The sequence below is a fragment of the Cellulomonas avistercoris genome (assembly GCF_014836445.1).
In the GTDB taxonomy this organism is placed as follows: domain Bacteria; phylum Actinomycetota; class Actinomycetes; order Actinomycetales; family Cellulomonadaceae; genus Cellulomonas; species Cellulomonas avistercoris.
The window spans coordinates 1-10,709 of sequence record NZ_JACSQV010000007.1; the positions used below are offsets into that span (position 1 = coordinate 1).

Sequence of the window (10,709 nt, forward strand, 5' to 3'; positions counted from 1 at the left end):
CCCCCGTCGCCCGGCCCGGGCGGGCGCGGGGGCCGGGCCTCTCGCTGCCCGGTGCAGCCCCCGCACCATCTGCCCGCCGTCGCCCCCGCGACGTGCGAGGGTGGTCCGCACGTCCGCCCCCCGCGGACGCCGTCGCCCCCCGTCACCGTCGCCTGGAGGTCGCCCCCGTGCGCATCGTCGTCCCCACCCAGCCCACCGGCCCGCTGCCCGACGCCTGGCGCGCGTGCGTCGGCACGGGACGCATGAACCTCGCCCTGCGGGCCGACTACCGCGACTCCCTCGCGCAGGTGCAGCGCGACATCGGGTTCCGGCACATCCGCGGGCACGGCGTGCTGTCGGACGACATGGGCGTCCTGCGGACCGACGAGATCGACGGCCGCACGCACACCCGCTACGCGTTCAGCTACGTGGACCAGGTGCACGACTTCTTCCTGTCGGTCGGCATCCGGCCGTTCCTCGAGCTGGGCTTCATGCCCTCGCAGCTGGCGTCCGGCGACCAGACCGTGTTCTGGTGGAAGGGCAACGTGACGCCCCCGCGCGACCACGGCGAGTGGGTCGCGCTCGTGCAGGCGTTCCTGCGCCACCAGATCGACCGGTACGGCATCGACGAGGTCCGGCAGTGGCCGATCGAGGTGTGGAACGAGCCGAACCTCACGGTGTTCTGGAAGGACGCCGACCAGCCCGCGTACTTCCGGCTCTACGAGGAGACGGCGCGCGCGATCAAGGACGTCGACGCGAGCCTCCAGGTCGGCGGCCCGGCGATCTGCGGCGGCTCCGACGACGAGTGGTGGGCGCCGTTCACCGACTTCGTGACGAGCCGTGACGTGCCGATCGACTTCGTCAGCCGGCACGCGTACTCGTCCGGTCCCGTGCAGCGCATCCCGTTCGGGGTCTACCAGACGCAGATGCCGCCGCAGGACCTGCTCCACCAGTTCGACGCGCCGCGCCGGTACCTGGCAGGCACGCCCCTGGCGGGCCTGCCCGTGCACATCACCGAGTTCAACACGTCCTACCGCCCGGACAACCCGATCCACGACACCGCGTACAACGCGGCGTTCCTGGCCCCGGTGCTCGCGGGCGGCGGCGACGTCGTCGACTCGTTCTCCTACTGGACGTTCTGCGACGTCTTCGAGGAGGCCGACGTCCCGACGTCGTTCTTCCACGGCGGGTTCGGCATGCTCACGCACCGGCAGGTCGCCAAGCCGACCTACCACCTCTACGCCTTCATGGCCCGCATGGGCCGCGACGTGCTGGCCCGCGGCGAGGACCACCTCGTGTGCGCCGACCCCGACGGGCGCGTCACGGTGCTCGCCTGGCAGCCGGTCGGTGGCACGGACGCCGCCGACGTCGCAGCCGAGCACCGCGTCGAGCTGTCGCTGCCCGTGCGTGGCGACGCGGCGTTCGTGCTGCGCGAGCGCGTCAACGAGCACGACGGCAACGCGTTCGCGGCGTGGCGCGAGATGGGCCGCCCGATGTCCCCGACGGCCCGCGAGCTGGACCTGCTGCGCGCGTGCGCGCGGCCGTCCGTCGAGCACGACGTCGCGCGGACGGCCGACGGCCGTGTCGAGCTCGACCTGACGCTCGCGCGCCACGAGGTGACGTTCGTCGAGCTGACGCCCGTGGCGCCCGCGCACCACGAGGGCCTGGACGACCGCCGCCTGCTCGGCGCCGACGACGACAGGCTCGTCGCGCGCCACGAGCGCGGGCGGGCGTGATGGCCCGCCCCGGCGACCTGGACGAGGTGGGCGACGGCCCGCTGTCGCGCGGTGCCGCGGTCGTGCTGTGGGTGCTCGTCGTGTGCGGTCTGGTCGTGCTCACCGGGGGAGTGCCGCTCCTGCTGGTGCCGTTCCTGCGGGACGACGCCGCCAACGTGTGGATCGCGGCGCTGCTCGCGCTGCCGATGGGTCCGGCCCTGGCGGCCGGGGTGTTCGCGTGGCGGCGCTTCGTCGCCGAGCGGGACCTCAGCCCGGCGCGGCACTTCTGGCGGGGGTACCGGCTCAACGCGCTCGACGTGCTGCGCTGGTGGGCCCCGACCGTCGTGGCCCTGGCCGTGGTCGGGTTCTCGCTCGCGCACCTCGACACCGCGGGCGTGCCCGCCGGCTACGGCATCGTCCTCGTCGTCATCGCCGTGGCGGTGCTGCTGTGGGCGGTGGTGGCGCTCGCGCTGTCCTCCCACCTGAGCCTGCGCACGCGTGACGTCGCACGGCTGTCGGCCTACTACCTGGCCGCGAAGCCCATGGTGACGCTGGGAGTCCTGTCCCTGCTGGTGCTCAGCTTCGGCATCGTCCTGTTCACGTCGGACTGGGTGCTCGTCATCGTGTCCGGGCTGCTGGCGTTCGCCGTCATGACCACCACCGAGCCGGTGGTGCGTGACGCGACCGCACGCTTCACCGCGGGGCCGGCCGACGCGTCCGACCCGGCCGCCGCGTCCGACCCGGCCGACACGTCCGACCCGACCTGACCTGACCCCGTCCGACCTGCTCGACCCGTGAGGTGCGCCATGTCCCTGCCCGCGAGCGACCATCTCCGCTACGGCGGCGACTACAACCCGGAGCAGTGGCCCGTCGAGGTGTGGGACGAGGACCACGCGGCGTTCGCGCTCGCGCGCGTCACCACGCTCACCGTCGGCGTGTTCGCGTGGGCGCACACCGAGCCGCGCGAGGGCGCGTACGACTTCGCGCGGCTCGACGCGATCGTGGAGCGCGCGCACGCCGAGGGGCGTGACGTCGTCCTGGCGACCCCGAGCGGTGCGATGCCGCCGTGGCTCGCGCGGGCGTACCCCGACGCGTGCCGCGTGGACCTGGAGGGACGGCGGCACGTGTACGGGCAGCGGCACAACCACTGCCCGTCGTCGCCGGACTTCCGTCGGCTGTCCGTGGCGATGGCGGGGCGGCTCGCCGAGCGGTACGGCGACCACCCGGCCGTCGTCGCGTGGCACGTCGGCAACGAGTACGGCGGCGCGTGCTACTGCGACCTGTGCGCGGCCGGCTTCCGCGACTGGCTGCGGGCGCGGTACGGGACGCTCGAGCGGCTCAACGAGGCGTGGAACACGCTGTTCTGGTCGCACGTCTTCGGCGACTGGGCGGAGGTCGTGCCGCCGTCGCTGCTCTCGGAGCACTGGCGCGGGCCGAACCACACGGCGTTCCAGGGCATCACGCTCGACTACCGCCGCTACATGACCGACCGCCTGCGCGAGGGATTCGTGGCCGAGAAGGCGGCGATCCGCGCGCACGTGCCCGACGTGCCCGTGACGACGAACCTCATGGGCTTCTACCAGCCCCTCGACTACCACCGGTGGGCGGACGACCTCGACTTCGTGTCGTGGGACAACTACCCGCCGCTGCCGGACGACCCGCTGCGCACGGCCGCCCGCATGGCCGCCACGCACGCCGCGATGCGTGGGCTCAAGGGCGGCCAGCCGTTCTGGGTCATGGAGCAGACGCCGTCGACCACCGCGTCGCGCGACGTCAACCCGGTCAAGCGGCCCGGTGTGCTGGGCCTGTGGACGTGGCAGTCGGTCGCGCACGGCGCCGACGCGACCCTGTACTTCCAGATGCGGCAGTCGAAGGGCGCGTGCGAGAAGTACCACGGCGCGCTCATCGACCACTCGGGGCGGACGGACACCCGGGTGTTCCGCGAGGCGGCCGAGCTCGGTGCGGGCCTGGCGCGCACCGGCGCGGCGCTGCTGGGGGCGCGCACGCCGGCCCGTGTCGCGCTGCTGCTCGACTGGGACTCGTGGTGGGCGGTCGAGATGACCGACGGCTACAACCGGCACGTCTCCTACCTGCAGACGCTGCTGCAGTACCACCGGGCGCTGTGGTCGGCGAACGCCGAGGTGGACGTGGTCCCGGTGACCGCGGACCTGTCCGGGTACGAGGTCGTGGTCGCCCCCGTGCTGCACCTGCTCAAGGGCGACGTGGTCGCGCGGCTCACCGCGCACGTCGAGCGCGGCGGGACCCTGGTGACCACGTTCTACGGCGGTCGGGTCGACGAGGACGACAACGCGTACTGCGGGGTCCCGCCGCTGGACCCGCTGCTCGGCACGCGGGTCGAGGAGACGGACTCCGGGGTGCCGGGGGCGGCGAACCCGGTCACCCTCGACCTGGACGGCGAGGCGACCACGCACGACGCGACGCTCGTCTTCGAGCTGCTCGTGCCGGACGCGGGCACGCAGGTCGTCGGCACGTACGGCAGCGACTTCTACGCGGGACGGGCCGCCGTGACGCGCGCGCGCCGCGGGGACGGGTCCGCGTGGCACGTGGCGACGGGGCTCGACGACGAGGGCGTCGCACGCGTGCTGCGCCACGTGCTGGCCGGGCACGGGCTGCTCGGCCCGCACGCGGACGACGCGGGCGTCGAGGTGACGCGGCGCGTCGCGCCCGACGGGACGACCTACGCGTTCGTGCTGCACCACGGGTCGGCTCCGGTCACGGTGACCTCGCAGGTCGCGGGCGAGGACCTGCTCACGGGACGCGTGGTCGAGGTCGGCGAGCCGCTGACGCTGGGCCCGGCGCAGGTGCTGGTCCTGCGGACCTGACGAGAGGCGTGAGGTGTTGCTGCCGGGATCCGGCAGCAACGCCTCACGGTCGGGTGACGACGTGGTGGTCGACGTGGGACGCGTGCTGAATCCCATGAGCGATACCATGACGGGATGACGATCCAGATCACCGTGCGCCTGGACGACGACCTCGTCCAGGCCGTCGACGCGCTCGTCGCCGAGGGGCGCGCGCGCAGCCGCGCCTCGGTCGTCGAGCTCGCCCTCGAGCGGCACCTGAGGCGCGAGCTCGCGACGCGGGACGTCGAGATCCTGCGCGGCGACCCTCCCGGCACGGATCTCGACGCGCTCGCCGCGTGGACGCAGCAGCTGCCCGCGTCGTCACAGGTCGACTGATGCGGCCCATCCACGTCGCCCAGCTCGACAGGGCGCGGCCGGTCCTCGTCCTCACGCGCGAGCTGGTGCGTCCCCACCTGTCGACCGTCACGGTCGCGCCGATCACGACCGACGTGCGCGGCTTGTCCACCGAGGTGCCTCTCGGCCGCGCGAACGGGTTCGACCACGACTGCGTCGTGAGCTGCGACAACGTCCAGACCGTCCCCGCCTCGGCGCTCGGACGGCAGATCGGCTACCTGCTGCCCGACCAGGAGGCCCGGCTCGCGCTGGCGATCGCGCTCGCGTTCGACCTGGAGCCGGAGTGACGAGTCGGGCGACGCGTGGCGCAGCGGGTGGGGTCAGGCGCGTGGTGGAGGTCGGCGTGCCGCTGAGGCCTCTCGACGAAGGTCGTCGTCCTGCGGAGTGACGACGAAGGCGTGAAGGCGTCGCTCGCGCCGGCGTTCCCGACGACCGCGGCAGCGACCACGTGCTCGTCGTCCTGGTCTGGTAGGCCGAAGGTGCCCTCGAGCCCTTCCCAACCCGTCACGCAGGCGTCGTCGAAGGCGCTGCGCATCTGATCCACGAGCCTTCGTGCGCGCGCGGACGCCTGCTCCGCCGTCGATCCGCGGACCTCGAGCTTCGCAGCCTCGTGGTGCTCGAGCTCCTCGAGGATGGCATCGGACCACAGCGGTCGGTACAGCCCCTCGATCGCGAACGAGAGGAGCACGTCTCGTTGCAGGCTCGGCCACAGCACGCATGTGTCCAGCACCGCGGCGAACACGAACGGCCCGTCACCCGTGCCGGTCGGTGACGCCTCGACGCCGCGCCGCGACCGCGTGTCGCGCCGCGCGCAGCTGCTCCCGCACCTGCTCGATGTCGTCCTCGTCGTCGACGTCGACGGAGGTGGCCGCGAGCATCTCGTACTGCTCGTTGCGACGCCGGTCCCGATACGCCAGCAGGTCGCCGAGTCGGATGCGACGGCGGTTGCCGTGCCGCTCGCTGGGCAGCAGACCCGCGTCGGCGAGGCGGACGACGGTAGGCCGGGAGACGCCGAGGAGATCTGCTGCCTGCTGGGTCGTCAAGAGCCTGGACTCAGGGGCCACGGTGACCGCTCGGCCCGCAGCGAGGGACTCCGCCACCAGCACGAGCGCGTCGTAGATGGGGCGCGGGAGCTCGACCTGTTCGCCCTCGGCGCTTCCGACCAGCAGGTAACGCGGAGCGACGTCGGCTCCCCGGGCGGCGTGTGCTGCCAGGAAGCTGCGGACCTCGGCGATCTCGTCGGTGTCGGCGTCGTCGGGGACGTAGGTGTGAGGTGCGAGTGCGGAACTCATGGCTGCTCCCGGTCCGGCTGAGGAGTACAGATCGTAACCGTGTTCGAGTTGTTCGAACAGGCCCCGGCCGACGCCAGGTCGCCGGTCGTCGGCCCGTGACGGGCCGAGGCCTCGGCCGACCCGTGCGTCGAACCGGCGACGGTGCCGCACCGGCTCGCGCGAGGAGCGCGCCGTCGACGCGCAGCTCTCCTGCCATGGGTCCCCCTGCGGTCGTCGGCGACCGACGTCGTCGAGCGCCGAGAGTAGGCGGCGCGTCCGGAGCCCGTCGGGCGCTGTCCACAGGCGATCTCCCCGCCGTCCGGGGAACATTCCCTCGCCTGGCGGAACGGACATGTCGGACGTGGTGGTTAGGCTCTGCGGGCGGGTCGCGAGCGGTGCCACCGGGTGCCGGGCCGACGGCGGCCCGCGCACGCACCGACCGGGGAGATCATGGGCTTCTTCACCAAGGACACGTCCGTCGCGACGCCGCCGGCGCCGCCTGCGCTGGGTCCGCTCAGCCGCGACCGCATCACCGCGGCGCTCGACAGCCGCGACATGCGCTACGGCATCGACGACGACGGCGACGTGGGCGGCTACTGGGACGGTCACCTCTTCTACTTCTTCCTCATGGGGCAGGACGACGAGTACCTGCAGGTCCGCGGGCGCTGGAACCGTCGGGTCGGTGTCGACCAGCTGCCGGCGCTGCTGACGATCGTCAACGAGTGGAACGCGTCGCACCTGTGGCCCAAGGGGTACGTGCGCGCCGAGGACGACGTCGTGGGCGTGTACGCCGAGCACACCGTCGACTACGAGCGCGGCGTGGCGGACGAGCAGGTCGACCTGCAGCTCGCGTGCGGCATCTCCACCGGCCTGCAGCTCTTCGAGCACCTCGACGAGGCGTACCCGGAGCAGGCCGCCGCCGCGAAGGCGGAGCAGGAGCAGGACTGAGCGTGGGCGAGGACACGGGCCCGGGGGGCAGGGCCTTCCAGGTCGACCTGCGCGGCGTCGTCGACCTGCTGGCACGCCACCTGTACTCGGGACCGCGCGTCTACCTGCGCGAGCTGCTGCAGAACGGCGTCGACGCCATCACCGCCCGCCGGGCCGTCGACCCGGACGCACCCGCGACCGTGCGGCTGCGACCCGGTCCCGACGGGACCCTCGAGGTCACCGACACCGGCGTCGGGCTCACGCCCGGGCAGGCGGAGGAGCTGCTCGCGACCGTCGGGCGCTCGTCGAAGCGCGACCTGGACCTCGGGCTCGGGCGCGAGGAGTTCCTCGGGCAGTTCGGCATCGGCCTGCTCTCGGCGTTCATGGTCGCGGACGAGATCGAGCTCGTGTCGCAGTCCGCGCTCGACCCGCCGGCGCCGCCCGTGCGCTGGGTGGGCCACGCCGACGGCCGGTACGACCTCACGGTCCTGCCCGTGGGCTCCGTCGCCGCACCCGGCAGCACGGTGCGGCTGCGTGCGCGGCGCGACATGGAGCACTGGGCGGCGGCCGAGACGGTCGTCGCCCTGGCGCAGGAGTTCGGGTCGCTGCTGCCTGTCGACGTGGCCGTCGAGGTGCCCCTGCCCGGGGCGGCGGGCACCGCGTGGCGGCGCATCAGCGAGCCGGTGCTGCCGTGGCGCGCGACGTACGCGGACGATGACGCCCGCACCGCGGCGCTCGCCGCGTACTGCGAGCGGAGCCTCGGGTTCACGCCGCTCGCGCACATCGACCTCGAGGTCCCGCTCGCGGGGCTCTCGGGCGTCGCGTACGTGCTGCCCACGGCCGTGCCGCCCGGCGCCGGGTCGCGGCACCGGGTGTACCTCAAGCGCATGCTGCTCGGCACGCAGGTCGAGGACCTGCTGCCGGAGTGGGCGTTCTTCGTCCGGTGCGTCGTCGACGCGAGCGCGCTGCGGCCCACCGCGTCGCGCGAGCAGCTCTACACCGACGACCTGCTGCTCGCCGCGCAGGAGTCGCTGGCGGCGCAGGTCCGCGCGTGGACGGTCGCCACGCTCACGTCGCCGTCGGACGTGAGCCGCGAGGTCGTCACGACCCACCACCTCGCGCTGCGCTCGCTGGCGGTCACGGACGACGAGGTGCTCGACCTGGTGGCCCAGGTGCTGCCGTTCGAGACGACCGACGGGCAGCAGACCCTCGCGCACGTGCGCGACGCGCACGGCGACGTCCTGCACACGACCCGCGTCGAGGACTACCGCCGCGTGGCTCCCGTCGCCCGCGCCCAGGGCATGACCGTCGTCAACGCCGGCTACGTGTACGACGCCGACCTGCTCGAGCGGCTCGCGCGCCGCCCGGGCTGGCGGGTGCGCGAGCTGCAGGCGCGCGACGTCGCGCAGGTCCTCGAACCGCTCGAGCCGCACCGCGAGCTCGAGGTGCTCGACCAGGTGCAGGCGGCGCGGGACGTCGTCCGGCCCCTGGACTGCGACCTCGTCGTGCGGCGCTTCGCCCCCGAGCAGGTGCCGGCCGTGCTCCTGGAGGACCGGGACGGGCGCCACGCGAGCGACGTGCGGCGGACGGTCGCGCAGGCCGACGACCTGTGGGGCGGTGTGCTCGCCGGGTTCGCCGGTGACACCGACGAGCCCGCGCGGCGGCTCGTCCTCAACGACGACAACCCGACGGTCCGGCGCCTGCTCGGCGTCGCACCGGACGCCCCGGTGCTGGCCGCCGGGGTCCGCTCGCTGTACGTGACGGCCGTGCTGCTCGCGGGTGAGCCGCTGCGGGTGCGCGAGGCCGAGCTGATGAACGACGCGATGGCCGTGCTGCTCGACGCCGGGCTCGCGCCCGGCGGGACGCACGTGCCCGACGACACCCAGGAGGACGTGTGACCCGCACGCTGGACGACGCGAACCGCGAGATCTCCCGCGTGCGGGCGCTGCCGTACGGGGCCGCGCGCACGCAGGCGGCCGAGCAGCAGGTGCGCCTCGTCGACGCCGAGGGACCCGACCGGGCGCGCGCGTTCGCGCTGCTCGTGCTCGTCGAGTCCCTCGTGTGGGGCGGCGAGGTGCAGCGCGCCTACCTGCCCTTCACGCAGGCCGTGCGCTGGTACGACCAGCACGGCGAGCAGCTCGACGACATGGACGTCCAGGGCCTGTTCTGGTCGTTCAAGTGGATGGTGGGGCACCTGTCGGACTTCCCCGACGTGCCGGCCGCGCAGATCGACGCGACCCTCGCGGACATGGAGCGCCGCTACGCGGTGGCCGGGCTGGGCCGTGACGCCGTCGCGTACGAGCGGTTCTCGTGGGCGCGGTCCCGTGGCGCCGCCGATACCGACGCCCTCTTCGAGGAGTGGGTGCGCACGCCGCGCGACGACTTCTCGCAGTGCGAGGTCTGCGACCCCGCGGACCGCGCCGCGTACCTGGTCGAGCGCGGCGACGTCGACGAGGCGACGCGCCTCATCGAGCAGACCCTCGCCGACGGCGCGACGTGCGCCACCGAGCCCGCCGACATGCTCGCGGTGCTGGCCCTCCTGCACCTCGACGCCGGGCGCACGGACGCCGCGGTCTCCGCGCACCGTCGTGCCGTCGCCGCGCTCGCGGGGGCGCAGTCGGACATGTCCGGGGCGCGCGGCCGACGGTTCCTCCTGCTGGCGCGCGGCGGGCAGCCGACGCGGGCCGTCCGGGCGCTCGCGTCGGACGCCCGGCTGCTGGTGCAGGCCGACACACCCGACGACCGGTTCGGCTTCCTCGCGTTCGTCGTCGCCGGGACGGCGGCGCTGCTGCCGTCGCACGGCGACCACCCGGTCGACCTCGACGACGTCCCCGTCACCGACGTCGCGTCGCTGCACGCGTGGGCGGACGCGCAGGCCACGGCGCTCGCCCGGGCGTTCGACGAGCGCAACGGGACGGACCGCTACGCACGGCACCTCGCGCGGGCGCGCGGGACGCGTCCGACCGACGCCCGGCTCGACCTGGACGTCATCCCCGGTGCCTCCGCGGACGGTGCCGTGACCGGTCCCGGTTCGCAGCGGCCGGGCGCACCGTCCGGCGCGACCAGCGGGTCGACGGCCGACGACGGCGCGTCGGCGTCGGAACGCGCCGAGCGGCTCGCGGCGTCGGGCGACCTGGTCGGGGCGGCGACGGCCTGGCTCGAGGCCGCCGAGGAGGCGCAGGCCGCGGGTCGGCTCGCCGACGCCGGGCTCGCCCGCGCGGAGGCGGCGCGCTGCGCGCAGGAGGTCGGCGACGAGGACGGTGCCGCGGCGACGTACCCGGGCGCCGTCGCCCGGATGCGTGCCGGGGGCGTCCTGGCGCAGGACGTGGTGCCGGTCGTCGTCGCGTGGGCACCCGTGGCGGTGGCCGCGGGCACGGCCGCAGCGGTCCTCGACGCGGTCGACGGCCTGCTCGACGAGCTCGCCGAGGCGCCTGCACCGGACGTCGCGGCGGTCGATGCGGGAGGCCCCTCGCGCTTCGGCGCCGCGGACCTGCCCGGTGTCGACCCCGTGGTCGACGCTGCCGGTGCCGAGCTCGACGCCCGCCTCTCGTCCGCGCGTCGTCGTGCACGTGCGGACCTGCACGACACCGCGGCGCGCGGGC

At 74.2% G+C, this 10,709-nt stretch carries 9 protein-coding genes; 8 read left to right on the top strand and 1 reads right to left on the bottom strand.

Features of this window, described 5'->3' with window-relative positions; translation table 11 throughout:
• Positions 1-167 precede the first annotated feature (167 nt).
• The 5 genes from H9657_RS09210 to H9657_RS09230 all read left to right on the top strand — a co-directional run bounded on the left by H9657_RS09210 (position 168) and on the right by H9657_RS09230 (position 5,196).
• Entirely contained in the window at positions 168-1,715 is a 1,548-nt protein-coding gene (locus H9657_RS09210; protein ID WP_191782642.1) for a GH39 family glycosyl hydrolase, read from the top strand.
• Positions 1,715-2,461 (top strand): glycosyl transferase, encoded by a 747-nt coding sequence (locus H9657_RS09215; RefSeq protein WP_191783002.1) that lies wholly within the window; start codon positions 1,715-1,717, stop codon positions 2,459-2,461. The genes H9657_RS09210 and H9657_RS09215 overlap by 1 nt, the downstream gene beginning before the upstream one ends.
• A 39-nt stretch (positions 2,462-2,500) precedes the next feature.
• Positions 2,501-4,537, top strand: coding sequence for a beta-galactosidase (locus H9657_RS09220; protein WP_191782643.1), 2,037 nt, complete (start codon positions 2,501-2,503; stop codon positions 4,535-4,537).
• 114 nt (positions 4,538-4,651) lie between these two features.
• Entirely contained in the window at positions 4,652-4,891 is a 240-nt protein-coding gene (locus tag H9657_RS09225) for a ribbon-helix-helix domain-containing protein (protein ID WP_191782645.1), read from the top strand.
• Positions 4,891-5,196 (top strand): type II toxin-antitoxin system PemK/MazF family toxin, encoded by a 306-nt coding sequence (locus H9657_RS09230; protein WP_191782647.1) that lies wholly within the window; start codon positions 4,891-4,893, stop codon positions 5,194-5,196. The genes H9657_RS09225 and H9657_RS09230 overlap by 1 nt, the downstream gene beginning before the upstream one ends.
• Positions 5,197-5,661: 465 nt before the next feature.
• On the opposite strand, the gene H9657_RS09240 is transcribed toward H9657_RS09230, so the two are convergent.
• Complete coding sequence (locus tag H9657_RS09240; RefSeq protein ID WP_191782651.1) at positions 5,662-6,201, bottom strand: helix-turn-helix domain-containing protein; 540 nt, start codon at positions 6,199-6,201, stop codon at positions 5,662-5,664.
• Positions 6,202-6,585: 384 nt separating this feature from the next.
• On the opposite strand from H9657_RS09240, the gene H9657_RS09245 reads away from it, so the two are divergent.
• The 3 genes from H9657_RS09245 to H9657_RS09255 form a co-directional block, all read left to right on the top strand.
• Complete coding sequence (locus H9657_RS09245; protein ID WP_318241395.1) at positions 6,586-7,128, top strand: type III secretion system chaperone family protein; 543 nt, start codon at positions 6,586-6,588, stop codon at positions 7,126-7,128.
• Positions 7,129-7,130: 2 nt separating this feature from the next.
• Positions 7,131-9,005, top strand: coding sequence for an HSP90 family protein (locus H9657_RS09250; protein WP_191782653.1), 1,875 nt, complete (start codon positions 7,131-7,133; stop codon positions 9,003-9,005).
• A partial coding sequence (locus H9657_RS09255; RefSeq protein ID WP_318241396.1) for a hypothetical protein occupies positions 9,002-10,709 on the top strand: 1,708 nt, incomplete at its 3' end. The genes H9657_RS09250 and H9657_RS09255, both read left to right, overlap by 4 nt.